Origin of the sequence: Nitrosospira sp. Nsp2, assembly GCF_003050965.1 — a bacterium.
GTDB lineage: Bacteria > Pseudomonadota > Gammaproteobacteria > Burkholderiales > Nitrosomonadaceae > Nitrosospira.
Genome location: NZ_QAOU01000006.1, coordinates 108,131 through 135,115, shown reverse-complemented (window position 1 = coordinate 135,115; position 26,985 = coordinate 108,131). Strand labels below are relative to the sequence as shown.

35 protein-coding genes and 1 tRNA gene are annotated in these 26,985 nt (G+C 53.6%); 9 read left to right on the top strand and 27 right to left on the bottom strand.

Features of this window, described 5'->3' with window-relative positions; genetic code table 11:
• Positions 1–21: 21 nt before the first annotated feature.
• From C8R31_RS12980 to C8R31_RS12930, 12 genes are all read right to left on the bottom strand, one after another.
• The gene (locus C8R31_RS12980; protein ID WP_146164598.1) at positions 22–294 is read right to left on the bottom strand and encodes a hypothetical protein; all 273 of its coding nucleotides are present in this window, start codon (positions 292–294) and stop codon (positions 22–24) included.
• Positions 291–542: a hypothetical protein gene (locus C8R31_RS15870; protein WP_146164597.1), complete on the bottom strand. Its 252-nt coding sequence runs from the start codon at positions 540–542 to the stop codon at positions 291–293. The genes C8R31_RS12980 and C8R31_RS15870 overlap by 4 nt, the downstream gene beginning before the upstream one ends.
• On the bottom strand, positions 539–763 hold the full coding sequence (locus C8R31_RS12975; protein ID WP_107694493.1) for a hypothetical protein: 225 nt from the start codon (positions 761–763) through the stop codon (positions 539–541). The genes C8R31_RS15870 and C8R31_RS12975 overlap by 4 nt, the downstream gene beginning before the upstream one ends.
• Positions 760–1,167, bottom strand: a complete 408-nt coding sequence (locus C8R31_RS12970) for a hypothetical protein (RefSeq protein WP_107694492.1) — start codon at positions 1,165–1,167, stop codon at positions 760–762. Before C8R31_RS12970 ends, C8R31_RS12975 begins: the two co-directional genes overlap by 4 nt.
• Positions 1,164–1,745: a hypothetical protein gene (locus tag C8R31_RS12965; protein WP_107694491.1), complete on the bottom strand. Its 582-nt coding sequence runs from the start codon at positions 1,743–1,745 to the stop codon at positions 1,164–1,166. The genes C8R31_RS12970 and C8R31_RS12965 overlap by 4 nt, the downstream gene beginning before the upstream one ends.
• Before the next feature lie 135 nt (positions 1,746–1,880).
• Positions 1,881–2,099: an AlpA family transcriptional regulator gene (locus C8R31_RS12960; protein ID WP_107694490.1), complete on the bottom strand. Its 219-nt coding sequence runs from the start codon at positions 2,097–2,099 to the stop codon at positions 1,881–1,883.
• Between the two features lie 102 nt (positions 2,100–2,201).
• Entirely contained in the window at positions 2,202–2,921 is a 720-nt protein-coding gene (locus C8R31_RS12955; protein WP_146164596.1) for a hypothetical protein, read from the bottom strand.
• 214 nt (positions 2,922–3,135) lie between these two features.
• Positions 3,136–3,378, bottom strand: a complete 243-nt coding sequence (locus tag C8R31_RS12950; RefSeq protein WP_107694488.1) for a hypothetical protein — start codon at positions 3,376–3,378, stop codon at positions 3,136–3,138.
• On the bottom strand, positions 3,375–3,764 hold the full coding sequence (locus C8R31_RS12945; RefSeq protein ID WP_107694487.1) for a hypothetical protein: 390 nt from the start codon (positions 3,762–3,764) through the stop codon (positions 3,375–3,377). Before C8R31_RS12945 ends, C8R31_RS12950 begins: the two co-directional genes overlap by 4 nt.
• Positions 3,764–4,012 (bottom strand): hypothetical protein, encoded by a 249-nt coding sequence (locus tag C8R31_RS12940; RefSeq protein WP_107694486.1) that lies wholly within the window; start codon positions 4,010–4,012, stop codon positions 3,764–3,766. The genes C8R31_RS12945 and C8R31_RS12940 overlap by 1 nt, the downstream gene beginning before the upstream one ends.
• 86 nt (positions 4,013–4,098) lie before the next feature.
• Positions 4,099–5,355: a site-specific integrase gene (locus tag C8R31_RS12935; protein ID WP_107694485.1), complete on the bottom strand. Its 1,257-nt coding sequence runs from the start codon at positions 5,353–5,355 to the stop codon at positions 4,099–4,101.
• A gap of 176 nt (positions 5,356–5,531) precedes the next feature.
• Positions 5,532–6,386: a YicC/YloC family endoribonuclease gene (locus tag C8R31_RS12930; RefSeq protein WP_107694554.1), complete on the bottom strand. Its 855-nt coding sequence runs from the start codon at positions 6,384–6,386 to the stop codon at positions 5,532–5,534.
• Positions 6,387–6,613: 227 nt separating this feature from the next.
• On the opposite strand from C8R31_RS12930, the gene rph reads away from it, so the two are divergent.
• From rph to hemW, 3 genes are all read left to right on the top strand, one after another.
• Positions 6,614–7,330: a ribonuclease PH gene (gene rph / locus C8R31_RS12920; protein WP_107694483.1), complete on the top strand. Its 717-nt coding sequence runs from the start codon at positions 6,614–6,616 to the stop codon at positions 7,328–7,330.
• Positions 7,327–7,935 carry an RdgB/HAM1 family non-canonical purine NTP pyrophosphatase gene (gene rdgB / locus C8R31_RS12915; protein WP_146164595.1) on the top strand — a complete coding sequence of 203 codons (609 nt, stop codon included), beginning with the start codon at positions 7,327–7,329 and terminating at the stop codon, positions 7,933–7,935. The genes rph and rdgB overlap by 4 nt, the downstream gene beginning before the upstream one ends.
• Positions 7,936–8,017: 82 nt before the next feature.
• Positions 8,018–9,247: a radical SAM family heme chaperone HemW gene (hemW, locus tag C8R31_RS12910; protein ID WP_107694482.1), complete on the top strand. Its 1,230-nt coding sequence runs from the start codon at positions 8,018–8,020 to the stop codon at positions 9,245–9,247.
• Positions 9,248–9,271: 24 nt separating this feature from the next.
• Here hemW and trmB read toward each other — a convergent pair whose 3' ends face one another.
• Genes trmB through thiS form a run of 3 tightly spaced genes read right to left on the bottom strand, consistent with a single transcriptional unit; the run spans position 9,272 to position 11,060 of the window.
• Positions 9,272–9,943, bottom strand: a complete 672-nt coding sequence (gene trmB, locus C8R31_RS12905) for a tRNA (guanosine(46)-N7)-methyltransferase TrmB (protein WP_107694481.1) — start codon at positions 9,941–9,943, stop codon at positions 9,272–9,274.
• 39 nt (positions 9,944–9,982) lie between these two features.
• On the bottom strand, positions 9,983–10,798 hold the full coding sequence (locus tag C8R31_RS12900) for a thiazole synthase (RefSeq protein ID WP_107694552.1): 816 nt from the start codon (positions 10,796–10,798) through the stop codon (positions 9,983–9,985).
• A gap of 16 nt (positions 10,799–10,814) precedes the next feature.
• The gene (gene thiS / locus C8R31_RS12895; protein ID WP_107694480.1) at positions 10,815–11,060 is read right to left on the bottom strand and encodes a sulfur carrier protein ThiS; all 246 of its coding nucleotides are present in this window, start codon (positions 11,058–11,060) and stop codon (positions 10,815–10,817) included.
• Positions 11,061–11,282: 222 nt separating this feature from the next.
• Here thiS and C8R31_RS12890 point away from each other — a divergent pair.
• From C8R31_RS12890 to C8R31_RS12875, 4 genes are all read left to right on the top strand, one after another.
• Positions 11,283–11,356: transfer RNA gene (locus C8R31_RS12890), tRNA-Gly, on the top strand.
• A gap of 13 nt (positions 11,357–11,369) precedes the next feature.
• On the top strand, positions 11,370–12,899 hold the full coding sequence (locus C8R31_RS12885; protein ID WP_107694479.1) for an AsmA family protein: 1,530 nt from the start codon (positions 11,370–11,372) through the stop codon (positions 12,897–12,899).
• A 23-nt stretch (positions 12,900–12,922) separates the two neighbouring features.
• Positions 12,923–14,029 (top strand): A/G-specific adenine glycosylase, encoded by a 1,107-nt coding sequence (gene mutY, locus C8R31_RS12880; RefSeq protein ID WP_107694478.1) that lies wholly within the window; start codon positions 12,923–12,925, stop codon positions 14,027–14,029.
• Entirely contained in the window at positions 14,022–14,666 is a 645-nt protein-coding gene (locus C8R31_RS12875; RefSeq protein WP_107694477.1) for a 5-formyltetrahydrofolate cyclo-ligase, read from the top strand. Before mutY ends, C8R31_RS12875 begins: the two co-directional genes overlap by 8 nt.
• Positions 14,667–14,748: 82 nt before the next feature.
• Here the strand turns inward: C8R31_RS12875 and C8R31_RS12870 are convergent, their stop codons facing one another.
• The 12 genes from C8R31_RS12870 to C8R31_RS12815 form a co-directional block, all read right to left on the bottom strand.
• Positions 14,749–15,369: a flavin prenyltransferase UbiX gene (locus C8R31_RS12870; RefSeq protein ID WP_107694476.1), complete on the bottom strand. Its 621-nt coding sequence runs from the start codon at positions 15,367–15,369 to the stop codon at positions 14,749–14,751.
• Positions 15,370–15,415: 46 nt separating this feature from the next.
• Positions 15,416–16,255, bottom strand: a complete 840-nt coding sequence (rapZ, locus tag C8R31_RS12865; protein WP_107694475.1) for an RNase adapter RapZ — start codon at positions 16,253–16,255, stop codon at positions 15,416–15,418.
• A 41-nt stretch (positions 16,256–16,296) separates the two neighbouring features.
• The gene (hprK, locus tag C8R31_RS12860) at positions 16,297–17,265 is read right to left on the bottom strand and encodes an HPr(Ser) kinase/phosphatase (protein ID WP_107694474.1); all 969 of its coding nucleotides are present in this window, start codon (positions 17,263–17,265) and stop codon (positions 16,297–16,299) included.
• 56 nt (positions 17,266–17,321) lie between these two features.
• Positions 17,322–17,678: a ribosome hibernation-promoting factor, HPF/YfiA family gene (hpf, locus tag C8R31_RS12855; RefSeq protein WP_107694473.1), complete on the bottom strand. Its 357-nt coding sequence runs from the start codon at positions 17,676–17,678 to the stop codon at positions 17,322–17,324.
• A 20-nt stretch (positions 17,679–17,698) separates the two neighbouring features.
• Positions 17,699–19,162, bottom strand: a complete 1,464-nt coding sequence (locus tag C8R31_RS12850) for an RNA polymerase factor sigma-54 (RefSeq protein ID WP_107694472.1) — start codon at positions 19,160–19,162, stop codon at positions 17,699–17,701.
• Positions 19,163–19,212: 50 nt separating this feature from the next.
• The gene (gene lptB / locus C8R31_RS12845) at positions 19,213–19,935 is read right to left on the bottom strand and encodes an LPS export ABC transporter ATP-binding protein (RefSeq protein ID WP_107694471.1); all 723 of its coding nucleotides are present in this window, start codon (positions 19,933–19,935) and stop codon (positions 19,213–19,215) included.
• 24 nt (positions 19,936–19,959) lie between these two features.
• A complete protein-coding gene (lptA, locus tag C8R31_RS12840) occupies positions 19,960–20,454 on the bottom strand; it encodes a lipopolysaccharide transport periplasmic protein LptA (protein WP_107694551.1) in 495 nt (164 codons plus the stop codon).
• 106 nt (positions 20,455–20,560) lie between these two features.
• Positions 20,561–21,133: an LPS export ABC transporter periplasmic protein LptC gene (gene lptC, locus C8R31_RS12835; RefSeq protein ID WP_107694470.1), complete on the bottom strand. Its 573-nt coding sequence runs from the start codon at positions 21,131–21,133 to the stop codon at positions 20,561–20,563.
• Positions 21,130–21,654: an HAD family hydrolase gene (locus tag C8R31_RS12830; RefSeq protein ID WP_107694469.1), complete on the bottom strand. Its 525-nt coding sequence runs from the start codon at positions 21,652–21,654 to the stop codon at positions 21,130–21,132. The genes lptC and C8R31_RS12830 overlap by 4 nt, the downstream gene beginning before the upstream one ends.
• Positions 21,655–21,956: 302 nt before the next feature.
• Complete coding sequence (gene ispH, locus C8R31_RS12825) at positions 21,957–22,901, bottom strand: 4-hydroxy-3-methylbut-2-enyl diphosphate reductase (protein ID WP_107694468.1); 945 nt, start codon at positions 22,899–22,901, stop codon at positions 21,957–21,959.
• Between the two features lie 239 nt (positions 22,902–23,140).
• On the bottom strand, positions 23,141–24,133 hold the full coding sequence (locus C8R31_RS12820) for a cobalamin-binding protein (RefSeq protein WP_107694467.1): 993 nt from the start codon (positions 24,131–24,133) through the stop codon (positions 23,141–23,143).
• Positions 24,134–24,210: 77 nt separating this feature from the next.
• Complete coding sequence (locus C8R31_RS12815) at positions 24,211–25,329, bottom strand: 3-deoxy-7-phosphoheptulonate synthase (protein WP_107694466.1); 1,119 nt, start codon at positions 25,327–25,329, stop codon at positions 24,211–24,213.
• 277 nt (positions 25,330–25,606) lie between these two features.
• Here C8R31_RS12815 and miaA point away from each other — a divergent pair, with 277 nt between their 5' ends.
• On the top strand, positions 25,607–26,530 hold the full coding sequence (gene miaA / locus C8R31_RS12810) for a tRNA (adenosine(37)-N6)-dimethylallyltransferase MiaA (RefSeq protein WP_258192701.1): 924 nt from the start codon (positions 25,607–25,609) through the stop codon (positions 26,528–26,530).
• 50 nt (positions 26,531–26,580) lie between these two features.
• Complete coding sequence (locus tag C8R31_RS12805; protein WP_107694464.1) at positions 26,581–26,916, top strand: BON domain-containing protein; 336 nt, start codon at positions 26,581–26,583, stop codon at positions 26,914–26,916.
• Positions 26,917–26,985: the final 69 nt, after the last annotated feature.

Here is a 26,985-nt window from a genome sequence, read left to right as displayed (position 1 = left end):
CGTAAATATTCCGATTCGCTGTTAATGGCATACTTCGTTGTCCCCTCTGTGGTACGCCAGCAAGGGGCCGCCGATCACCTTATTGTCGGTTCCCACCGCGAACAATTCGAGCCCGTTCACGTCTGCTTGTAATACAAGGCGGGCTTTGCCAGCGTTAACAAGCGCGTCGATGTCGTCGGCCGCCTGCTGGTTGTGCCGGCGGATCGCTACAATCATCAGCTCGATAATCTGTAACGATGTTTTGACGCCGTTTTCCAATGTGTCGAGTATTGATTCGTCTATTTCTTGATTCATTTTTTTACCTTTTTGATAGCTGCGAAATGAAAAGGGTGTGTTTTTGAGCAAAAAATAAGTGTTTTGATATGTTGCCTATTACCTGTAGATTGGCTCTGGATATGGCTTTTAGGTCTGTTTGACTGCGAATAATGTGTTCCTGAAAAACCTGTTTTTCTCAACTGCACGTGTGAATAAATGACTATCAGCGCGGTTTCCGATGTAAAGAGGGTAACTTTTTGCCACCCCCGGCCTGTTACGCTGATCATTGCGGTTTCCTTTTCGGTTGTTTGGCAGTAAGGGTAGCTTTGGCCGCTTGCAGTTGCGCAATGTGTGTCTTGGTCATTGCGGCAAACATGGACCGGCCTAGGGCGTCATAAGGCTTCGTTTCGTTGAACTGAAACATCGCGTCCGTTACCTCTCGCAATGAGTGTTCGTTGTCTAGCAGGAAGTGCTGAACAAGGACGTTGATAGCTTCGTCGTCGGTCATTGTGCCTCCCTTGCTTCTGCAAGTATCTGAGCCTTGATCGCTCGGAAGCAGGTCAGAGCACTGTCATGATCAGCAAGCGCGCGCGTTAATGCCTCGGCATGCTCCTCTTCAGTGAAGCCATACGCCTCGCCACAGAAACGGACTAATGAGGTCAGCTCAGGATGAGCCGCATCTCTCTTTCCATTCACCGGGAACGCAACATGCAGCACATTCGCATCGCTGTTCAACGGGTGTTGAGCGCGCGTTGTTTTCAGTTCGGAAAGAATGGTCGATTTATTTTCCTTGATCGCTGGAAGCCAGGAGTTGACTGCGTTTGTGTCTCCAACAATATCAAGGTTGCCATCTTCCGAAACTGATAGCTCTATTCCATCTTCAGCAAGACGTTCAAGTATCGATGTGCTCATACCGTCACCTTCACTTGGTTGCTTGCTGAGTCATATCCATCTAACCACTCATCAGAAGTTACTTCCTTCTTTAAAGACTGAACTTGATTTGATTTAAGAGTATTTGATTTAAGAGTATTTAAAGAGGCCATACAGCTGGCTAATGGGGTAGCTAATGGGCTGGCTAATGGGGTAGCCATATTTAGGTCATTAATTGGCGGATTTACAGATTGGCCATCCTCAGTTTTTCCCCATCTGCGAGTTGCTCCTCTCTTGCCCCCTTCGGAAAGACCCGCTCGCCGTTTCGTTTGCTTCTTCCAATATTCCTCTAACTGCGGTGATATAAGCTCGCCATTGACCTCTTCAAAGAATGACAACACTCTCTCGGTGAGAGCGGCCTTTATCTCCTCAACAGGGTAACCAAGGTATCTGGCAAGCTCTACAGGGGCCGCAGGAACGGATCTGTTAGGCCAGCATTCGGTATAGATCTTGATCCATAGACCGCACTCCTGGAGCGACATAAGGCGGAATCGTTTGTCGGCTAGGATATTGCTGGCGTAGTAAGGAAAATATGGAAGGTCATCACGGTTTTGGCTCATGGCGCCCCTCCCGGATACCCATAAACTGCTTGCCATATGGAGGCAGTCGTTTAGAATTGCGTTCGGAGTGTGTAGTGGTTTTGGTTTCGAGAATCGCCTGGGTTGCCGCCCGGGCGATTTCTTTTGAGGGGTCCGTCATTCCGTTACCCCTGCTTTCGATTCAAGCCACTCCTTAACGTCTGCAACTTTCCAAGCCGTGATGCGTTCAGAGAGTTTGATTGGAGCTGGGAATTCCTTCGTTTTTACCTTTCTCCAAAGCGTTGCGGACGAGAATGGAACAATGAACGGGATTAACTGTGATTGCCGGATATATTGCGACTGCGGCAACTTGAAGCCCCCAGGTTTATTTTTCATATCTGTTTTCCTATAAAGTTATTTGTGATGCTGTGATAAGGATAACGATCTAACGCTGAGTTTCAGGCAGCTGCCAAAATTTTTAGGCAATTGCCAAAACAATCAAGATTTGGTGCGCCTTTCCAGTGCGTCGGGGATGCGTTTTAAATGTTCTTCGATTGTTCGTTTCGCTACTGGAGCCTTGATTTGATCTGTCAGGCTTTCAATAGAAAGGGCAGCTTTCGAGGGTTTTGAAATGTCTATCCCTTTCGCTGCCGCCAGCGCTGCGATGATCGTCAAGAGTGAGGTTCTCTCGGTTGTGCTAAGCGGTTTTTCCTTAGGAGAACTGTGCTCCCGGAGTTCTGCCTCGAACTCAGCGATAGCGCTAGTTCGGACTACTAGCATCGCATCCTCGGGAAGTTTTTCCGCAGGCGAAAAATTACCCCGCTTTAGGAGATAACCGCGGGGTTTCTCCTCGAAACCCGCGGCTGGGGTAAAAGCCTGAACCTCGCAAAATTCACCGGGTATCGATCCGACAAGCACACCGACCCGATTTTTTTTACTTATGGCTGGGCCACCCGCCAGAAGCTGCCATCTGTTCTCAATGTCGATAGCTTCCGCCCCCAGCATAAATAGGTCGTAGACTCCGTGCAGTATCTCTATCGAGGGCTTAAGCTTAAGCTCAGAATCTTCTGGCGTTTCTATTCCATGCGCCCCGCAGTAAATGGACCAGAGTGGATAGCTCATCCAGTCCGCGCCGGAAAAGGGGTGGGTGTAACGCTTTTCGAATGGACCGGGGTCTACGCTAACAATGTTTCCTCGCCGCCCATACGCACCATTCACGAAATTTACTGAGAGAGTGAGACGCCTATCCAGCCCTAGCCTAAGAATATCTGCCTCACTCACCGGCTCTGAAAACAAAGTCGAAAAGTGACGAGCGCTTTCTTCTATAGTTAGCCACTGCTTAAGCTGGTAGAGCTTTCTCAATTGCATCCCCTTCAAATGAATTTGCTATTCCGTTTATAACCGCCCCGAACCCGAAGCGGTTATTTCTGGGTTATGTCCTTTTACGTAATGCGTCGTTGTCTTCGTTATCCCCTACCGCGCTCATAATCACGCTGTTGAGTTGCCTGACTCGCTTCAATACCTCTTTTGTTGCCCACAGCACCTCCTCTGAGTCCTCGTCCTCGAGTGCCTTGATCGTTAATATCGCTAATGCGTCAATCCCCCAGGTCGCCTCCAAAACGATCAAGCCGCGCTCGTCATCTAGCATATGGGTCTTTTTTACTTGCTCCATCATGCCACCTCGCCGCAATTTTCGGCATTCCAACCCATGACCTCGGCCTCGTCTTCCCGCATTGTGCGCAGCATTTCGCCGCGGTAAGACTTGATTTCGCTAGCATTCATCATGGTATCCGGCACCCATACAGAGAAATTCGGGTGTCCGCTCGAGATTACCATATGGAAATATTCAGCCACGGTGGCAACAAAACCGCACTGGAACTCTGTCAAGTCGCCCATAGACTTCACAAACAGGGCCTTTATTTGATCTCGATCCCCGTAATAACGCTCGCCGTCATCCGCCCGCTCCGCGTCTGTCGTGGGCACATCGTTAATATTCTCCGCCGCTTGGACGGCGGACATAAATGCGGCAGCGCCGCGCATGAACTCAGCAGGGTTAGCCATCACGCCACCTCGTTTTCTGTTGTGGCGATGCCGTCCCTATACTCTGTTAGCAGCCTCTCGGCCTTTTTGATGCGGTGGATTAAATCCTGCATTACGAAGAAAAACCCAGACAACTCGCCGGCTTCCAGATTTACATCTGTGTTTAGAGACATGTCTTTAACGAACTGCGCGACGTGTCCGGACTCCATAAGCAAGTCCTGTACTTCCATGAGTTGTTTTGGAAAACGTGTAGAATTGGCCTTAGCCATGATGCGTACCTCCGAGTAGGTTGCGTTGTGGTCAGGGGTGTCTGGTGTGTCCGCACCTTTCACCCCGCTTTATTGCCTGAAGTCCGTCAGGCCACGGTCTTACTCCTTTTTATCGGCACCACTTTGGCGCCGCCTTTCTCAAACTGTAACAGTAGGGCGGCCCAGGCGTTCAGCGCCGCCTCGCGTTCCTTAAAATAGTCGTGCCGGTTATAAATCCCTTCCACTCCCTTAATCTTATGGTTCAGGCAGCGCTCGGCAATGTGTGGAGGAACGCCCAAAGCCTCTAGATGAGTGCGGGCTGTGCGGCGTAAATCGTGAATAGTGAAAGGGGCCAATCCGTGTTTAACCTTAGCAAGCGCGACGCTTAGGGTGCTATCAGAAATGTGAGGAAGCATGCGGTCTTGCGCCTTGCGCGCCGGTAATATCCATTCGCTGCCACAAGCAAACCGTTCCAGCTCGCGCAACCAATCCACAGCAACAGAAGGCAGCGGTATGTCCATCGCGACTCCGGTCTTCGTGCGTTCAGCCGGCAGGTACCAGACGCCCTTGTCTAAATCAAACTCATCCCATCGCGCGGTTATAAGCTCGCTTTTACGGACCGCCAGCAGCAACAATAATTTGATGGTTAAGTAATTCTCAACGCTGAAGCCTTTCGCGTCCCGCATGGCTGCGAAAAACTTTTCCAGCTCGGCGCCATTTAACCAGCGGTCTCGGCTTTTTTCCTTGCCGCCAGCGTCGCCGGGATCAAACGCGGCAGCCGGGTTATATTCGATAACATGGCGCTTCACAGCGTAATTGAACATGCGCTTCAGCCAGCGCAATACGTCATTGGCGATAGAGGGGGCGCCGCGCTTTATGACTGCTTTGAGAATGTCGTCAATATGCCGCGGCTTTACATCTTCAACCCTTAGGTTTCCGATAGCTGGCTTAATGTCTCTTTCGATTCGAGCCCGCACAATATTCGGATGCTTCCAGCGTCCTAAAATCATTCGCTCGAAATACTCGTCGGCTAGTTGCGCGACTGTATACGCGTTCTTGTCAGACTCAATCTTCGCCAGGCTCTCGACCTTGCGTTGCTGTTTCTCCCCTGCTACGTCGTATCCCAACGCAACGCGCGCTCTGAGTTCTTTAGCTTTTTTTCGGGCGTCGGCAATCGATAAGTCCCGGTAGCTCCCCATATTCATGATGCGGGGTTTGCCGACAAAACTATAGCGAAGACGCCATACCGGAATAGCAAAGTTTTCGCGATAGGATAGGTAAAGCCCATCCCCATCGCTTCGCATGTCAAAGCGCTCCCCGGCCTTGATCCAGTTGCGAATTTGCATATCGTTTAACTTGCCCATATCGCCCTTTTTCCATGTACCACCATAATTGCACCATCATGTGAAGATGGTACGTGCTAGTGGTACAGGCTGATTATGAGCTTGCTTGCAATGGAATGCAACAGGGTGAGACGATAAATCCGCGTTACTACTGGGATATAGTGAGGTTAAGAGAATATGTGATTCTGTGAGAAATGTCACTCAAGATTCTGCACCTGCTCCCGCATCTGCTCAATCAGGACTTTTAGCTCAACGCACATTTTCGACACTTCTGCGTCCACCGATTTTGACCCGATCGTGTTAGCTTCGCGATTAAGCTCTTGCATCAGGAAATCAAGCCGCTTGCCGATTGCGCCCCCTTTGCTTAATACCCGTTCTACTTCGTCCAGGTGAGTCTGAAGGCGCGACAATTCCTCGTCTACGTCAATTTTGCTGGCAAATAATGTCAATTCCTGGCGAATGCGGTCGTCATCGCAACTAATCATGGCTTCGCACAGCCGAGCCTTGAGCTTTTCCTGAAACGCCGCGATCAAGACGGGAATACGCGGAACTGCTTCGGCCGCCAGACGGCGTATCCGCGCCAATCGTTCAAGCAGTATGAGCTTGAGTTTCTCACCCTCTCGCGCCCGCGCTGCCGCCAGCTCGTCCAAACCAGTGCCCAGCAACTCCATGCACGGACCGGACAGGTCTGCCACAGGCAGCGCTGCCGAGCCCAGCATTCCGGGCCAGCGGAGAACATCCGCCACATCGAGGCTACCGGCATCAGGCAGGGTTGCCCGAACGACCTGGTTCAACTTCAAAAGCTTATGCAATAAATCGCTGTTGATATGCTGGAGATTTTCGGTGCTGACAGATGGTAAAAAGTTTACACGGCACTCGATCTTTCCTCGATTCAACCGGGCTACCAGCAACTCACGCATTGAGCCTTCCAACATCCGGAGTTCGTCCGGCAGGCGGAACTGGATGTCGAGATAGCGGTTGTTGAGGGAACGCAGCTCCAGATTCAGGGAACCCTGAGGCAACTCCCTGGTGACTACGGCATAGCCGGTCATGCTGTAGATCGCGGCTAACTCATTCACTGGCAGGTCCTTAATGCGGTAAAATAATATCCAGGGGGATTATCGCATATCGAATGCCCTGGGTTTGCCAAAACGGATTCTTATCTTGACGTTGCACAACGCTGGCGCTCAGCGGCGTCGGCGATGGCGATGGCGAGTTTTCAGCCTCCTTGCACGGCGAGATACGCCGCGTTTTTATCCTCCAAGATCGATCAAATATCATGCGCCCAAGCAATCGTGCCCCAGCGGAACTTCGCCCAGTCAAAGTCACGCGGCACTACACCAAGCATGCGGAAGGCTCCGTGCTCATAGAGTGCGGCGACACCAGGATACTCTGCACGGCCAGCATTGATGAAAAAGTGCCTCCATTTCTCCGCGACAAGAGACAGGGCTGGCTTACTGCGGAGTACGGCATGCTGCCTCGTTCCACCGGCGAACGGATGCAGCGCGAGGCGGCCAAGGGCAAGCAGTCTGGCCGCACCATGGAGATTCAACGCCTGATCGGACGAGCGCTGCGTTCGGTAATGGATCTCAGTAAACTGGGAGAGCGCACGATCCAGGTCGACTGCGATGTGATCCAGGCCGATGGAGGTACCCGCACAGCCAGCATTACCGGTGCGTTTGTTGCGGTGCATGATGCAGTTGAAACGCTGTTGCGTCGGCAAGTGCTTGAAGCGACCCCCATACGCGCTCATGTTGCCGCTGTATCGGTAGGCGTATATGAGGGCGTGCCGGTGCTCGACCTCGATTACCTTGAGGACTCACGCTGCGATACAGACATGAATGTGGTGATGAATGGTGACCTCGGCCTCGTGGAAATGCAGGGTACTGCAGAAGGCACTGCGTTCAGCCGGGAGGAATTGGACGACATGGTGGACCTGGCGCAGCAGGGAATACGGGAACTGATTCGGATTCAGAAAGCGGCACTAGCCGGATGAGAGCACCCGATTTGCAGAAACTTGTCATCGCCAGTAATAATACTGGCAAAATTCGTGAAATCAGCCACTTGCTGGGACCGCTGGGGTTCGAGGTGTTGCCGCAATCAGACTTCAAGGTCCCTGACGTCGACGAACCCCATCGCACTTTTATCGAAAATGCCATCGTCAAGGCCCGTCACGCGTGTGAACGGACCGGCCTACCTTCTTTGGCCGACGATTCCGGCATCTGCGTGAATGCTCTGAATGGTGAGCCAGGGGTCCTGTCGGCGCGGTATGCAGGCGAACCAAAATCGGACGAGCGCAACAACCGCAAACTCATCGACGCACTTGCAAATCTAGCTGACCGCAGGGCGCACTATTATTGCGTCATTGTGTTGCTGCGCAACGCGGATGACCCTCAACCGGTCATCGCGGACGGCATCTGGCACGGCCAAATCGTTTCGGATAGGCGTGGCGAAGGCGGATTCGGTTACGATCCTTATTTTTTTCTTCCCGATCTGGGGAAGACCGCAGCGGAACTTCCGATGGATCAGAAAAATCGAATCAGTCATCGAGGGCAAGCGCTGGCACGACTCCTGGCGCGACTCGCGGAAAACGCTTTTTGAGTAAAAGAATAAGGAGCCGATACTTATTGCTGGTTGAAACCACTGCTCCTTTTATGTCTTCTTGTTATCTCCGGGTTGGATCATGACGACCACTATTTCCCCCGCGCTCATAATGGGCTCCCAAGCGCCGAGGCTAAGGTCTTTACCACCGCTGAGTCTCTACATCCATATTCCCTGGTGTGTTAAAAAATGCCCCTATTGCGATTTCAACTCTCATGAAGTGCGCCCCGAGGGGAAGGACATGCCCGAGGCTGAGTATGTCGCCGCACTTGTCCACGATCTAGAAACAGCGGTGCCCCAAGTATGGGGACGCCAGGTAGTCAGCGTATTCTTTGGCGGCGGCACGCCTAGCCTGTTTAGGGCCCAATCCATCGAAACCATCCTCTCCGCTGTAAGGGCGCTGCTTCCGCTTGAGCTTCTCGCGGAGGTCACGCTCGAAGCCAATCCGGGAACCTTCGAAATGCAGAAGTTCGCGGATTTCCGCGCTGCAGGGATCAATCGCCTATCAGTTGGAATCCAGAGTTTCAATCGCGCGCATCTTCGATCGCTGGGGCGCATACACGACGATAACGATGCCCGCCGAGCGATCGAGATTGCTCAAAGAAATTTTGACAATGTGAATCTGGATCTGATGTATGGATTGCCGGATCAGACGCTGGAGGACGCGCGCAAGGACATCGAGACTGCCGTCGCAAGCGGTGTTACACATATCTCTGCCTATCATTTGACGCTGGAGCCCAATACATTATTTCACCGCTATCCGCCGCCGCTGCCCGATGACGATCTCGCGGCTGAAATGCAGCTTATGATCGAGCAAACGCTGGCGAGTGGCGGGTACGGGAACTACGAGACTTCCGCTTTCGCTCAGCCAGGACAGGAAGCCCGCCATAATATGAACTACTGGCTATTCGGTGATTATCTGGGAATAGGTGCGGGGGCGCACAGTAAAATAAGCTACCGCGACAAGATCCTGCGTCAGATACGCTATAGGCAACCGAAAGAATATCTTGAGAATACGCTTGCGCGTACCATCGATGCGGGTCCGGCTCTCATGGAACAACATGAAGTCGGGCGCAATGACAGGGCATTTGAATTCATGATGAACGCGCTACGCCTCACAGGAGGCTTTACCACAGAAACATTTGTGGAGCGCACCGGGCTTCCCATCACCAGCATTCAGCGCCAACTTGACGAGGCAGAAAACCGGGAACTCATTACGCGCGATTACCAACGCGTCGTGCCCACCCTCCTCGGCAGGCGTTTCCTGAACGACCTGCTGCAAATCTTCTTGCCGGAAAAAAGAAAGGAATAAGGATGCACTCCCCTACTCATTTCCTCACTTTTTCCTAAATACCACATCCCATACGCCGTGCCCCAATCGCAAACCGCGCTGTTCAAATTTGGTTAAAGGCCGGTACGCCGGGCGGGGCGCATAATCAATGGCGGTGTTGACGAGCTGCGTTTCATCTGCGAAGACCGCCAGTATCTGCTCGGCATACTCTTGCCAGTCGGTCGCGGCATGAATATAACCGCCGGGCTTCAGATGACGGCATAGCAGAGCAACGAATGCCGGCTGTATCAGCCGCCGTTTGTGGTGCCGCGCCTTGGGCCACGGGTCGGGGAAAAAAATATGAACGCCAGCCAGAGACTCAGGCGGCAGACCGTGCTGCAGCAACTGGACGACGTCACGCTGAAGGACGCGAATATTGGTTAACCCGAGTTCTTTTGTCTGCTTGAGCAGGCTGCCGACGCCGGGCGAATGGACTTCAACGGCAAGGTAGTCATGCTGCGGATGCTCTCTTGCGATAGCGGCGGTCGTTTCCCCCATTCCGAAACCGATCTCCAGAAAAGTGGGAGCGCTTCTGCCGAAGATATGCTCAAAATCGAGCAGGCCTGTTCCAAACGAAATGCCGTATTCCGGCATCAATGTTTCCAAGGCTTTGCGCTGAGCATTGGAGACGCGGCCCTGGCGAAGGACAAAGCTACGGATGGGGCGATGCTCTGTCATCGTGGGATGCGCGGGGAATAGGGGGGAGAAACAGGGCGACTAGACTGACTCGTCTTTGTCTGCGTGAGGACCACTGGGGGCGATTGTCCCGTCTACTGGCGAACTGGGGCTCGCGCTGTACAGCTTCTTCGGCATGCGGCCCGCCAGATAGGCTTCGCGGCCTGCCTCTACCGCTTTCTTCATGGCCGAAGCCATCAGTACCGGATTTCGCGCCGCAGCAATGGCGGTGTTCATCAGCACGCCATCGCAGCCGAGCTCCATTGCGATAGCTGCATCCGAAGCTGTGCCGACACCGGCATCGACAATGATAGGGACGGAAGCGTTTTCAATGATGATTCGCAAGTTCCAGGGATTCAAAATGCCCATGCCGGAACCGATCAGGGACGCGAGAGGCATTATCGCCACGCAGCCGATTTCTTCCAGTTGTTTCGCGGCGATAGGATCGTCCGAGGTATAAACCATTACATGGAAGCCTTCCTTGATCAGGATTTCCGCCGCCTTGATGGTTTCCAGCATGTTTGGATAGAGCGTCCTAGGGTCCCCCAGAACTTCCAGCTTCACAAGCGTGTGACCATCCAGCAACTCGCGTGCGAGACGCAAGGTACGCACTGCGTCCTCCACCGTGTAGCAGCCGGCTGTATTCGGCAATAAGGTGTATTGAGAGGGCGGCAGCACATCCAGGAGATTGGGCTCATCGGGATTTTGGCCCAGATTTGTTCTGCGGATAGCCACGGTGACGATTTCGGCGCCGCTGGCGTCAACCGCCGCGCGAGTCTCGGAGAAATCCTTGTACTTCCCGGTTCCTACCAGGAGCCGGGAAGAATACGCCTTGCCTGCTACGATGAGGTCGTCCAAAACTGTTTCCGCCCCCTTATCCGCCACCGACCGCTACGACAATTTCCAGGCTGTCGCCGTCAACAAGCATCGGCTGACTAAACTTGCTACGCGGAATAATTTCACCGTTGCGCTCGACCGCGATGCGCTTGCCTTGCAATCCCATGTGTTCCAGCAACTGGGTAATATTCAATACCCCTCCACGAGAATCGTGGTGCTGCGCGTCCCCCCCCTCGCCGGCGGGAAAGCATCGAGATTGACCGTTGACAATGAGCTGTATCATTTAAAATCCAGCGAAGACGGCGACGTTACTTGCGTAGCTGGCATGGTCGGCTTTAAACAGTCTGATCGGAAGATGAATTATACGCGGGCACAAGTCTAATAGTCGAGAATCCGGCCTCTTTCCGCCTGCATTCTGCGCACCGTGTGAAGAGACGCGTTTGAGCTGCACGGGGTAACGGCTCAGCCCAACCTTCGGTATTTCGTCGTATAATCTGCCCGAATCGCGGGTGTAGCTCAATGGCAGAGCAGAAGCTTCCCAAGCTTACGACGAGGGTTCGATTCCCTTCACCCGCTCCATCTTGTCCCGCCTATGAACCGCTACCTCAGGTATGCCCTGATCGTAATTGCTCTCGTAACGGTTCTACTGTTCGGTCTTATCATCTATTTCGCTATTATTTTGGATCCAAATTCTTACAAGCCTCTGCTCGCCGAACTGGTGAAGGAAAAGAACCAGCGCGAGCTCAGGCTCGATGGCGATATTACCCTCTCGCTCTTCCCCAGACTCGGCATTGAACTTGGACCGATTACGCTCAGCGAACGTAACAGTAATGTTGAATTCGCTTCTGCCGAGCGTATTCTGGTGTCTCTCGCCTTATTGCCGTTGCTGAGAAAACAACTGGAACTGGACGAGATTCTCATCAAGGGACTGAAAGCCAATCTGATCCGGTTAAAGGATGGCAGCATCAATATTGCCGATCTTATCGCCAAGAGCGAGGAAACGAGACAATTCAAACTCAATGTTGGGCGTGTGGCGACGGAGAAAGCGAGGGTTACTTTTAGCGATGAGGAGAGCGGAAGACATTTTGCGTTTACCGACGTGAATGTTGAAGCAGACAGGCTGGGGGCCCGACCCGGCCTCTCTGCTAGTGCTGTTCGCAGCAAGGTTAAAATAGGCTTTACGGTCGGCCATTCCGAGGCAACTGAGGTCGATCTCGGCACCACGCTGGCTTTTGATTTGACGCTTGATGTCGACAAGCAGTACTACGCCGTGCAGGGCGTAAGCCTTGAAAGCAAGGGGCAACTCCCGGGAATATCTCAATTTATGTTGAATTGCACGGGTGATTTTGTCGCCAGTGTTCCGAGCGAATCTGTTACCGCCGAGTTTATGGCAAGCGATGTGGCAATCAATCTCACGGGAATAAGAGGTCTGAGCAACCTCGATATCAAACTTTACATGCCGCGGCTAAGCCTCGCGAATGAAAAATTGGGCGGTGATAAAATCTCTGTAGCGGCGGAGATGAGCGGTCATGAGGGCAAACTCAATGTCAACGCGCGGGTCTCTCTCTCAGCCTTGGAGGCCAGTGTAAGTGGCTTGCGGAGCGGCGCCTTGCTTGTCGAGCTGGAAGCGGTTAAAAATGATTGGACCATCCATACGATGCTGGAGTCGCCCTTCAGCTCCAATCCCACGACTTGGCAGTTGAACCTTCCGGAGGTTAAAGGTGTCATGCATGCGCGCGGCCCCGGTCTGGCCAACCCCGGCATTGATGGTGCGCTACGGGGGAGTGTCGCTATTGATGTGGAGTCACGAAACGCCCAAGCGGATTTTACCGGGCAGTTCGCAGACACCAATATTAAAGCGAAATTAATGGCCTCTGCCGCCGTCGAACCCAGTCTTATTTTTGATGTAAACATCGATCAATTGGATCTCGATCGCTTTCTGCCACCAGCACAACCTCCGGGAGAAAATTTGGAAAAAAAGGGAAACGCATACGCATTCGAGCAATGGCTCGATCTATCGGCGCTGGATAATTTGAGCCTGGAGGGTTCGATTCGGATAGGCCTGTTGAAAACGGCCAACTCCAGGTCATCCGGGCTGAGCCTCGCAATCCGGTCCAACTAGGCGACCTAGGCTGGAGCACCCGCTTGGATTCCTTCGACTTAAAGCTGATCCGCTGGCAGGAAAAACACGGCCGCCACAACCTTCCGTGGCAGAATACCCGCGATCCCTACGCGATATGGCTGTCAGAAATCATGTTGCAGCAGACCCAGGTCAGCACGGTTATCCCTTACTACCAGCGATTTCTGCAAAGCTTTCCCGATATCCGCAGCCTCGCCCAAGCATCTCTTGATGAAGTATTGGCCCGATGGAGCGGGCTGGGCTATTACTCGCGTGGAAGAAATTTGCATCGGGCAGCACGTCTTATCGTGCGGGATTATCAGGCAAAATTTCCGGCAAGCGTTGACATGATCCTTAAGCTGCCGGGAATAGGACGTTCCACCGCCGCGGCCATTGCCGTATTCGCGTATGGGGAGCGATGCGCGATACTGGATGGCAACGTCAAACGTGTTTTATCGCGCTGCTTCGGCATAGAAGGATATTCTGGCGAGAAAAAGAACGAAACGCTGTTGTGGCAGAAGGCGGAAGAACTGCTGCCACCATTGGATGGCACAGCAGGGAAAAATACTAAAGGGCGCGTTGAGGCTTATACCCAGGCGCTGATGGATCTGGGTGCAACCGTTTGCACGCGCAGCAAGCCGAAATGCGCGTCATGCCCACTGCAACTGGAGTGCGTCGCGTTTCGCGGCAATCTGGTAGACAAGCTGCCGTCCCCAAGGCCGAGGAAGCCGCTCCCCTCGAGGGAAACCGTCCTGCTCGTGTTAACGAATGCAGGAAAGATTTTCCTGGAAAAACGCCCCCCGGAAGGGATCTGGGGTGGTATGTGGTGTCTGCCCGAAATGGCTGTCAGCGAAGACACCATAGAGCATTGCAAACACCGGTTCGGAATGGACCTCAGAATGCCGGCGCAGATTCAGGCGCAAATGCAGCCGTTCGATCATACTTTTACTCACTTCCGGCTAAGGATTTATCCCCAGTTGCTTCAGGTTATTTCGGTTTCCTCTGCGACAGTACAACATGAAGGAACCTCTACCTGGATAACACTTGACGATGCGCTGCAGTCAGCCATCCCCGCCCCGGTGAGGAAACTGTTCACGAAATTGCGATCGAGTTCTGACGAAAAACATGGATAACTGGAGGGAGTGGCGAAGAGAAAAGCGGGCGGAATTGATAAAGCTCAGGGGGTCAATTTCCAGGGAAGAATACCGCGACTGGAGCGCCGCGATCACCGGCCTGCTCAAGAAGGGCTTTCCGTCCTTGCAAAACAGCGTGGTGGGGTTCTGCTGGCCTCATCGGGGGGAATACGATCCGCGCCCATTGATGGATTTTATTACTGAAGGCGGCGCGACACTCGCACTGCCCGAGGTCGTGAATAAACACGAACCGCTGGATTTTCGCAAATGGTGGCGGGACGCGCCAATGAAAATAGGTGCCTACGATATTCCGGTACCCGACAATACCGATCCGGTGACGGTGCGCGCGATGGTTATACCCATGATCGGCTTTGACAAGCAGGGCTTTCGCTTGGGGTACGGCAGCGGATATTTTGATCGTACCCTTGTAGCAATCAGGCCCCGTCCACTTGCAATCGGAGTGGCATTTGAAATACTGCGCGTGGACACATTGCATCCACAGCCGCATGACGTTCCCATGGATTTTATCGTGACCGAGGCAGGAATTTATCGCTCAACAATAAATGGCCTGGAACTGATCTCGGCCGAGACCAGCGCCGCAGAGAGTGTGCGCGGCAGCGAACAGTCCGGCCGGTGATAACATCGCGTCGTGTTCCGTCCGCCGCTCATCGAATTGAATTGCCGACCTGAATGCCGGCTGAGCCTTCTCCCGGGCTCGCCTATGGGTTCTCGTTCTCGCCCCAGCGGGGCATCAGCGTATGCACCACCTCAAGATGATCAAGTATCCGCGCAACAACAAAGTCCACCATATCCTCCACCGTTTGCGGGTGATGATAAAAGCCGGGGTTCGGAGGCAGAATGACGGCCCCGCTTTGTGCGAGCTTCAGCATGTTTTCCAGGTGAATTGAGGAAAAAGGCGTTTCGCGTGGAACCAGAATGAGCTTGCGCTTTTCTTTAAGCATAACATCCGCGGCACGCTCGATGAGCTTTTGACTCAAACCCCCGGCGATTGCCGCCAGTGTTCCCATCGTGCAAGGACATACCACCATGGCATCGGGGGGGTTTGAGCCTGAGGCCACGGGGGCGGACCAGTCTTCCCGCCCGAATACCCGCAACTGTCCGTCGGCGGCATTAAAGCGACGGCTGAACAGCTCTTCCGCATCCTTTGCGCGAGAAGGCAGGACAAATTGCATTTCCTGGTGCGCCACCATCTGGGCTGGCTGGGAATACAGTAGGTATACACGATTACCACTGGCCAGCAATAATTCCAGCAGCCGCACCCCGTAGGGCATCCCGGATGCGCCAGTGTAAGCAAGCGTGATAGTTTTTGGAGCATTCATCTGGTTCTAGCACATCAATAGGGAAAAACTGCCCCAAGAATCGACTTTAAGCATCCAATTCCCGGTGCCGCACCAGAACCTGATTGCTTGGCTTGAACTGGTGCGCAAGCCGTTCGGTAAAATATACCGAGCGATGCCGGCCACCGGTACAACCAATGGCTACCGTCAGATAATTACGATTGTCGCGAACGAAGCATGGCAACCAGTCGTCCACAAATTTCCTGATATCCTCGAACATGCGGTTGACCTCGCCATTTGCATCCAGGTATTCAATTACAGCGCGATCTTTTCCCGTAAGCGGACGGAGCGACGCCTCGTAATGCGGGTTAGGCAAACAACGCACGTCGAATACCATGTCCGAATCCAGCGGCACACCATGTTTGAACCCGAATGATTGAAACAGGAGAGTCAGGCACACGTGGTCGAGCCCCACGAAATCTCTAATCCAGGTGCGCAATGAACTGGCGCTCAAGTCACTCGTATCGATGCGGTTCGCGAGATCGCGAATTTCACGCAGCATTTCGCGCTCCAGTTCGATGCATTCAGGCAAGGTCGAGCGATTATCGCTGAGTGGATGGCGGCGGCGCGTTTCTGAAAAACGCTTTACCAGCGTATCGGTCTTGGCCTCAAGGAACAAGAGATGCACTTCCATTTCCTGCCGCCTCAAATCGGCCAATTGCTGCGGCAACAGCGGTAACGTATCGCGACTCCGCGCGTCAATGCTAACCGCCACGCGGGGGTGTCCCGAATCCCGTAAATAGACCGTCACCTCCCGCAACAGGTTTGCTGGCAGATTGTCCACGCAGTAATAGCCGCTATCCTCCAGAACAGTCAGCGCGATGCTCTTGCCCGAGCCGGACAGGCCGCTAATGACGATGAGTTGCATTGTTCAAAACGCAGGAAATGAGAACCATCTGTCCCTAAAATTCACGTTTCATATTTTGCCTGCTGCTGGTCTTGCCCGTTCTCCATTTCCTGTTGATGCCGGATGAGAAATTCTTGAGCGCTATCGATACCTCGTAGTTGCAATACGTAATTGCGCACGGCCGCCTCCACCAGTACGGCCAGGTTCCGGCCGGCGGCAACGGGAATGATAACCTTCCGGATATTGACGTCCAGAATGTTTTCGGTAACGTCGTTGATCGGGAGCCGTTCCATTGTATTAAAGTCGGCGCTGCTGGGTTTTTGCAAGTGTACAATGAGCTTCATATTCTTCTTCCGCCGCACTGCGGTTTCGCCGAAGATAGTGCGAATATTCAGCATCCCCAAGCCGCGCACTTCAAGAAAATCGCGCAGCATGGGCGGACACCGGCCTTCCAGCGTCTCCGGCGCGATGCGATAAAGTTCTACGACGTCATCTGCGACCAGTCCATGCCCTCGGCTTACAAGTTCCAGCGCTAGTTCGCTTTTCCCGACACCACTTTCTCCGGTAATCATTACGCCCAAGCCGAGAACGTCCAGGAGCACCCCGTGTAGGCTACTGGAAGGCGCCAGCGCACGGCCCAGATACGGACGTAATAACCAGACCACTTCGAGGCTGGAATCGGGTGAGCAGAATAGGGGAGTATGGGTGGAATCCGCAAGGGCTCTAATCGAACCGGGCACCGGAGCGCCGCCGGCCACGATAATGCAAAACAGGCTGCTTTGCCTAAGCCGCAGCATGTTTTGCTCCAGAGACGCGGCGTCGAGACCGTCCAGATATTCGGCCTCGGTATGACTCAGGACCTGGATCCAGTTAGGATGAATGAAGTTGAGATGACCGATGACCCCTTGCGTAGAACGGGCGATAGCATCATCGCCGAGACTCCTCTCGCCCCCGTCCCTGCCCGCCTCCCACACCAGATTCAGCTTTTGTCCCTTGTCCTCAAAAAGTTGCCTGCCGGTAATCTGCGACATTTAATGGATCACCTCCGAGATGAACTGGAATCGGGGCGAACTTTCCCCTCCACCCACTACGATCCCGGATCAGCCGGATTGGCCTCAGGCTGTTCCACTTCCAGATTCTTCAACCCGCCATTGTTGCGGCGGTCAGCATTCTTTTCCTTGTGCCTGAGTATCTGCCTATCAAGCTTGTCAACCAGACTGTCTATCGAAGCATACATATCAGCGCCGTCAGCCTCGACAAAAATATCCTTGCCTCGCACATGCACATTGGCTTCAGCCTTTTGCCTGAGTTTTTCTACCGACAGAATCACGCTGACATCGATAACGTGATCAAAGTGGCGCGTAACTTTGCTCAGCTTTGAAGTCACATAGTCCCGCATCGCAGGGGTGATTTCAACGTGGTGACCGGTAAGATTGAGGTTCATTATGCCTCCTTGGGCGTTAGTTAAACTGACTTGCGAAGATTAACCGGAGGGATGTGCATGGACTCCCGGTATTTTGCCACAGTGCGACGAGCAACCATAATACCCTGCTGGCCCAGAATTTCCGAAATTTGACTGTCGCTCAACGGTTTTTTTCCCTCCTCGGCACTGATCAGTTGTTTTATCAAAGCGCGAATGGCGGTCGCGGAACAAACTCCGCCCGTATCGGTTGCGACGTGACTACCAAAAAAATACTTGAGTTCGAATATACCACGTGGCGTACGCATGAATTTCTGCGTTGTCACACGAGAAATGGTGGATTCATGCAGGTCGAGCGTACTCGCAATTTCGCGCAATACCATCGGTCGCATGGCTACTGGCCCATGCTCGAAGAACTGCTGCTGTCGCTCAACCACAGCGGCCGACACCTTCAATATGGTGCTGAAACGCTGAAGGACATTCTTGATAAGCCATTTTGCTTCATTGAGTTGACCTGCCAGCCGCCGCGTAGAGTCATCGCTATAGCGTTTCAGGATGTCCGCATACAGCCGGTTGATCCTGAGGCGAGGCATTGCTTCCGGATTAAGATTGGCGACCCATACGCCGCCGATTTTGGTGACAATCACATCAGGAATAATATAGCGGGCCACTGCGGAACTGAATGCCATACCGGGCCGGGGGTTTAGGCGCGTGATCAAATTCTGGATTGAACGCAGGCAGTCGTCGTCGCAATGCAGCAATTTTTTTATTGCGCAAAAGTCTCTTGATGCGAGGCTTTCAAGATGATTCCCGACCAGCAGCAAGGCCTGATCACGATATGGCGTGTCCTCCGGCAGAGCCTGCAGCTGCATCACCAGGCATTCTCTCAGGTTACGGGCCCCCACGCCGGCCGGATCGAGATGTTGTAATAGTTCACGGGCGATGTGAAGGTCATCGATGTCTATCTCGAGTTCGGGCGGCAACAGGTCAACGAGTTCTTCCAGGTCCTGGGCAAGGTACCCATCGTCGTCGAGACTGTCGATCAGTAAACCGACAATTTTCCTGTCGCGTTCAGGAATCTGACTAAGGCTAAGCTGCGAGTTGAGGTGCTCGCGCAGACTTTGAGGCTCTGCAGCCTGTTGTGGAAAATCACGCTCGTCGTCATCGTCCCGCATGCCGCGGGGTCCGCTGTCGTCTGGGAGCCAGTCCGTTTCCCCCGCTTCTTTTTTTGAGTCAAGACTATCCTCGGAAAGCAATTTGCTGCCGCCTTCCTCCGGAATTTCCATCAGATCAGCCGAAAGGGGCTCTACCCCGGCCTCGAGCGCGCCCAAATACTCGATGCCGCTACCGACACTGTCGTCGAGCTCCAGAAGGGGATTTTCCTGAGCCAGGCGTTCAATTTCCTGGTTCAGCTCCAGCGTTGACAGCTGCAGCAACCTGATCGATTCCTGCAATTGCGGAGTGAGCGTTAAGTGCTGTGACGTCTTAAGCTGGAGAGTGGGTTTCATAATAGGCAGGACCCGGTAAACCGGGTTCGTATGTATGGCTAACTCCTACTTCACAGCCGGAAATGCTCTCCCAAATACACTTTCCTTACGCTTTCATTATAGATGATTTCATCGGGGCTGCCGCTCGCCAGCACCTTACCTTCGCTGATGATGTAGGCTCGATCGCAAATACCCAGCGTTTCCCTCACGTTATGGTCGGTAACGAGAATGCCGATGTCACGTTCCTTGAGAAATCTGATAATTTTTTGAATATCAATCACGGCGATTGGATCAACCCCCGCAAACGGTTCATCCAGCAGAATGAAGCGCGGCTCGGTTGCGAGCGCCCGCGCAATTTCGACCCGGCGGCGCTCCCCACCCGACAAACTAATGGCTGGGTTGGTACGGATGTGAGTGATATGAAGATCATGCAACAGATCGTCAAGATGCTGGTGCATTTCACCGGGCGGGTAATTCTTCAATTCCAGCACCGCACGAATATTGTCGGCCACCGAAAGGCGCCGAAATATGGATGCCTCCTGAGGCAGGTAACTCAGCCCCAGGCGTGCCCGCTGATGCATCGGCATCTGGCTAAGATCGAGTTCGTCGAGATGGATGTTACCCCCATCGAGCGGGACTAAACCGACCATCATATAGAAACACGTGGTCTTGCCCGCGCCGTTGGGTCCGAGCAGGCCTACGACTTCGCCGCTATTGACGGAAATCGAAACATCCTGCACCACCGTTCGGGACTTATAGGTTTTTTTTAAATTATCGGCTCTGAATTCGCTCATTTTCCAGCACGTCGGCGTTCGACTTCATCGACTCTCAGCATCCGGTTTTTTCTTCGGTTGAATCACGGCCCTTACCCTTCCTTCGGAATGAGTTTGAGTACTTGTTTCGCCACTACCGTTTACCTGGAAGAATTCATTGACAGCATCGTAGGAAATGTAATCTCCATGAACCTCATCCTGCCCGCGTCGTAATCTCGCTTTCTTGAATAGCTGCACCTTGTCGGCCTTGCCGTCATATTCCATTCGTTCACTCCACCCCTCCACATACTCATCCTTGCCGTCGCGCTTTTGGCGAAAGGTGGCAAGGTTGCCGAACGCAGTGGCGTGCTGGAACCCGTTGGCGTCTTCTTTCACCGTCATCTTGTCAGCGCGAATGACCAAGGTTCCCTGAGTGAGCACTACGTTGCCGGTGAAGGTCGCGAGTTTGTTGGCATCCTGTACAGTCGCCCGGTCGGCTTCCAGATGAACGGGCCGATCGCGGTCAGCCCTTTCAGCCAGAACGGGCGCGGCAAGGGCCATGCCGAGTAAATACCCCACGCAACTTGAACGCAAGCCATGGATTTTCCATCGCGAGGGCCACCCCGCGAATCGCCCGCCTCGCGCCGGGCCTTGCGCCTCACCTTTCCTATCGTCGTTTGTCATGAACAACCTTAACCTGCGACAATAGCTGTGTGATACCCGTGCGGTTACTCATCTCCATGCCAACTGCTCTGATCACCGCGTTTGTTTCGGTAATAACGACGGGCTTGTCCGTTCTGGCAATATCGTCATCCGGGATAACATGGAGCAAGCTCGTAGTCATGCTTGTCTCGCCGCGGCCCTTACCTCCATTTCGCACTACCATGACGTTGCCGCTCAGATAAATATCTTCGCCACTGCTTGTCATTTTCGCTTCGTCCGCCTTCACTTGCATTGCCGGTTTTCCCGGCTCGGTATTGATCAAGCGCGGCTGCTCAAGATCAGTGGAGTCATCGTCCGGGTAATGCACCATTTTCTTCCCGAGCAGGACATGACGTCCAACGCCGCTCTCATCCATTCGAATAGCGGAAAAGTTTTCCACCACATAGTCAGGCGTTCGGCTCGGTTGATTGTTCTGCGAAGGGGAAATTGCACGCGGCGATTGATTCAGCCAGAACGGCAATATTACGAGCAAGGCGAGAATAACGACGAGGAGCCAGGAAGGCAGGCGATTGATCATTTAAGATAGGCCGCCAATTGGGCATCCAGGGTCTGCTGCGCGTGCATAATCAATTCACAAATCTCGCGTACAGCGCCCCGGCCACCTTCCAGACGGGTAACATGATGCGCATGCTTTTTCACAAAAGCCGGCGCGGCCGGCACTGTAATGGAAAGACCGCAACGCAACATCACCGGCAAGTCTATCAAATCATCTCCCACATAGGCGCAGGCGGAGGCGTCCATCCCGTGATCCTTAAGCATCGCCTCGAATACGGGCAGCTTGCTTTTCGCGCCCTGGTAAACGATGGTAACGCCCCAATCCTTGGCCTTCAGGTCGACGCACCGCGATTGCCTACCGGTGATGAGCGCAATATTAACTCCGCTCGCCCTCAGCATCTTAAGGCCGTGGCCATCCTGGCTATTGAATGCCTTTATCTCCTCGCCGCCGTCCGTAAGGTACAGGCTTCCGTCGGTAAGTACCCCGTCCACGTCAAAAACGACCAGACGAATATTTTTAGCCTTCTCCAGTATGTGCTGCATCGATTACAACGGCTTATTGCCAGGGCGATTGAACAGTTAATTAATTCGGATGCGGATCAGGTCGCGTAACAGACGTGCGACCAAAGCCCAGCCGGTTTCCAATTTGCCGCAACTTCGACCCATGATTTTACTGGGACAGAGGTGGAAAAATCTGATGGAGGCTCCCTGCTGCAATCAGGCAGCCCAATTGCAGAGGCCAGCGACCAGTTTTATAGCGGGTAGCGGTTGATTGTAAACCCGATGGCGAACCACAACAGCTGAGGCTCGGATATTACCGGGGTGAAGCAGTGAGAATCATCTGATCAATTCTTAGGCAACGGAAATACTACCGACTCAACCACGCCGCTCAGTTCTTCGACCATGACTTCCCTGCCAGCCTGCCCCGCTCCTATCTGCCTGAGACGCGCGATCACCTCCTGCACGAGCACTTCCGGTGCGGAAGCCCCAGCGGTAATGCCGATCCGGTCTTTTCCTTCCAGCCACGTCTCCAGCAGTTGTTCGGCCCGGTCTATCATATATGCGTCAACCCCGGCATTTCTGGCAACTTCGCACAAGCGATTGGAATTGGAACTATTAGGCGAGCCGACTACGATAACCAGATCGCACTGCTTTACCATCATTTTTACGGCATCCTGCCGATTCTGCGTCGCGTAGCAAATATCGTCCTTTTTTGGGCCGGTAATTTTTGGAAACCGCTTCTTCAGCGCCTTGATAACGCGCGTCGCGTCGTCCACCGACAACGTCGTTTGGGTAACGTAGGCCAGATGGCTCGGGTCTTTCACTTGCAAATTTTCGACGTCCTCTTCGGTTTCCACCAGATACATACAGGGCCCGTCTCCTTCAGCCTGTCCCATCGTGCCTTCCACCTCAGGATGTCCGGCGTGGCCAATCATGATGATTTCCCGTCCCTGCTCGCGCATTTTCGCGACTTCGATATGAACTTTTGTCACCAGCGGGCAGGTGGCATCGAATACCTTAAACTGTTGCGCCTCCGCTTCGCGCCGCACCTCGTGGGATACGCCGTGCGCACTGAAGATCAGTATGCTGCCGACTGGCACTTCATCGAGGTTTTCTACGAACACCGCCCCTTTCTTCTCCAGATTCTCTACGACGAACCGGTTATGCACCACTTCGTGGCGCACATAGATCGGCGCTCCGTGCATACTCAGCGCCCGCTCGACGATTTCAATCGCGCGGTCCACCCCGGCGCAGAAACCGCGGGGATTCGCAAGCAATACCTTGATCATTGTTCATTCTCCATAAAAACCATTTAGTTCAGGCACAATGTCGCGCCCGGTCTGTCCATCACCCGGAGCACGCCTCCCGTCCTTGCGGGGCTCTTCGCAGTCCCGCGTGTAGGGCTAATTCACGGCAAAACGCGTTGGACCGTTATTCTAGACTATTCATATATTTACTCAAGTGAACTCTCCCCTTTTCACATCCGCGGCATTTGAACTCAGCCGATCTAGAGATGACAAGGAATCTACTAACCAGTTCCGGGTACAGGCCGGGCCGGTTCCTTTTCCCGACCTGACCGGACGCTTTCCAGCTGTGCGCAAACCGTTTTTGCGGCTACCAGCGTGCGAACAGTCTGCCGATTGATGAGATCGGGGTGCACAAAAAATATATGATTGTTTCTGACGGCACTCATTTGAGAGAAGCGTTGCGATCGGGAGCGCAGTCCAGTTTCGGCGGGTTCAAGCGAGGTACTGCTGATGATGGCGTCAGGATCGGCCACGAGAAGATCTTCCTCGGACACGGCTTGCGTCAGGGAAGGCGCGGACGCAAACATATTGACGCCGCCACATATATTGATGATATCGCTCGCCATATGGTTGGCATTTGTGGTCATGAGCGGTTGATCCCAGATTAAATGGAACACGCTTATTTTATGATGCGTGTCATAACGATGCTTAATCTGCTGCAATTCCTCTTCATACGCCCTCGCCGCTGATTCGGCTAGCCAGGATGTGCCCGCAAGCTTCCCGGTTGCGCGCAGCAGACGGGGAATATCCTCGAGCCGGACTGCCTCGGCTGCGAATACGGGGAGACCCAGTTTTTCGAGCTTGCCGATATCCGCGGCGCTGTTACCGCTGCGCCATGCAATCACCAGATCAGGCTTTAGCGCGAGAATTCTTTCGAAGTCCAGACCGGACGCATCCCCGATTTCCTGAACTGTTTTTGCCTCCTCGGGATAATCGCTGTAACGACTGGCACCCACCAGTTTGCTGCCGGCCCCGGCGGAGAAAACCAGCTCCGTAATATTCGGGGAGAGCGATACAATACGATTGGCGAAATGGTTCAGACGGACGCCGCGCCCGCGATCGTCAATCAATTCGAGCGGGGCAACCGTCCGCGCTGCCGGTCCGGCGGCGTCATCTGTAACATCCCCCCGAACATTTGTCGTCGATGCCGGGAGTAATCCGGAAAACACGAACAGAAGCAATAAAACACTACACCGAATCTTATTGAGGCGCATGAACGGCGGGCACCTGTCCCGGAGAAGATAATCGCAAGATCGCGACTTTACCGTTTTACCGATAAAACAAAATAAGACTACGCATCACGATAATGTTCAGCCAGAGCGGCACGTTGCTCGTAAGCCTGGCGAGCGATGCGAACGTCTTCCAGAAAAAGCGGGAGCTCTTTGATTAGCAGCGCTTGAGGTCCATCCACGAGCGCCTTGCCGGGAACCGGGTGGAAATCCACCAAGACCATATTGGCGCCGGCAATAATGCCTTGGGCAGTCGCATGCATAATATCGAGTATGCCATCCGGAGACGTCGCCCGCAGACCCACCGAATGAGATGGATCAATGCAAACCGGCATCCGGGTCAAACGCTTCACCACGGGCACATGGGCAAAGTCAACGAAATTGCGATGAGGATCGCCCATATTGGTTTTCATGCCGCGCAGACCAAAGACGACTTTACGATTTCCTTCGGAAGCCAGATATTCCGCGGCGTTGAGTGACTCATCCAGGGTTATGCCGAAACCGCGCTTGATCAATACCGGGAACTCCTGCTGGCGACCCACGATTTTGAGCAGTTCGAAATTTTGCGTGTTGCGCGTGCCGATCTGCAGCATGATACCGGTGGGGTTGCCGGTCACATAAAGCGCCTCGCAAATCTCCTCGAGATGGGATTCGTGGGTGATTTCCATGGCAATCACCTTGATCCCGTACTTGCCCGCCAGCTCAAATACATAAGGCAGACAAACCTTGCCGTGTCCCTGAAACGAGTACGGGCTGGTGCGCGGCTTATACGCGCCCATGCGGGTGCATATCTGTCCGTTATCGCGCAGTGCCTGCATCATCAACTCGACATGCTCCAACGTATCCACGGCGCATAATCCGGCAAAAATGTTCAGTGTATCCTGCCCGAAACGCACGCCGTTATAGTCGAAGTAAGTGGCTCTGTTATCATTCTTGTGCCGGCCAAGAACGCGATATTCCTCAGAAATCCTGACGACCCGCTCGACGCAGGGCAGGCTTTGCATGTCCTCGATCGGCAGCGGTTTGGTATTTCCAATCAAATATACCTCTGTAAGCGTTTGCTCACTGCCGACTTCGGTGTGCACACGCGTGGAAATACCCGGCAGGTTGGCGAGATGCGTCAGCAACTGCTTATACTCGGAACTTTCAGGCCGGGTGTCCGGACTTAAAACGAGGATCATGGAAGGAGGAAAGAAAATGTTGATAAGCCGGCGCGGGAAAGCACGACGGGGCGGAAATACGCGATTCTAAACGAAAAAACCGGCACTTGCCATTTCCTCGCTTCGGGCGTTTAATGACTTGATGACGTATAAGGCGTGTCTCTCGACAGTCCAAAGTTTCAAGAAATAAATAAACCGGGCACTCAATCCGGACAGCGCCTTCGCCCTACTCATGACAGAGCAAAGCCAAAAAATCCAACGACCGGAGTTATCGGATCATCCACCCGCGATTTTTTTGATGGGACCCACCGCAAGCGGAAAAAGCCATGTCGCTCTGGCAATCGCGCGGTTGCTGCCGGTGGAAATCGTGAGCGTGGATTCCGCGCAAGTCTATCGGCACATGGATATCGGCACGGCCAAGCCCGGCTGGAGGTCGCTGGCCGTGGTCCCGCACCATCTTATCAACTTGATCGATCCGAACGAGCGCTATTCCGCTGCGCAATTTCTCGATGATGCGCTGCGCGCAATGGGCGAAATTACTGAACGCGGCAATATTCCGTTACTTGCCGGCGGCACCATGCTCTATTTCAAGACACTGCTGGACGGTCTCTCGCCGCTCCCGTCCGCTAACAGCAGCTTACGCGCAGCCATCGAAGCCAAAGCTGTAGAAAAAGGCTGGCCCAGCATGCATCAGGAGCTGGCTTTGCTTGACCCGGCCAGCGCGGCGCGCATCAAGCCTAGCGACAGCCAGCGTATACAACGCGCACTGGAGGTATGCTACCTTACCGACAGACCCATGTCTGAAATCCTTCAGAAACCCAAAACTGTTCATTTTCCCTATCATGTGATCAGGATAGGGCTTATCCCCGCCGACCGTGCGGCGCTACATCAACGCATCGCCCGGCGGTTTGATGAAATGCTCAAGCTGGGATTGATCGATGAGGTAAACGCGATCCGTGATAAATTCTATCTCAACGAGGGAAGCCCTTCGATGCGCTGCGTGGGTTACCGGCAAATGCTGATGTATCTCGACAAAAAAATCGATGCCGTAACAGCCCGGGAAAAAGCGTTGGCGGCCACGCGGCAATTGGCTAAGCGTCAGCTCACCTGGCTTCGCGCAATGAACGGCATACGCGAATTCGACTGCATAGCCGAAAATCTGACCGAACAGGTATGCGAGCATCTCTTGAACGCTGGCCTAAAAGCCGCCATGGTTTCATAATTGCACTGATGGGCTCGGTTGTGTTTTAACAATTCTGATGGGGGAAAAAGATGAACGATAGGCTCGGATTAGTGACTCTGATCCTCATCGCCGCCTTATCGGTCGCGGCTTGCGGAAAATCCGAGGAGAAGGTGCACGAGTCGTGGAAGACGCCTCCGGAGAAGGCGCAAGTGGACGACAATACGCTCGCCAGCACCATCAAATCCGCATTGAAGGCCGACCCCGAGGTCAGGCATCTGGACATCGGGGTCGAAGCGGATAATGGAACGGTTATGCTTAGCGGTGCGGTTGACAATCAGTCACAGATGGACCGTGTAAATATGCTCACGTGGATGGTGGAAGGCATCAAGAAAGTGGACAATAAGATGAGTTTACGAGGCCGTTAAATAAGTTTTCGGGGCATGCCGGGACCTATTCAGCATTTTTCCCAATGCGCGGCCGCTACAGCGAACAAC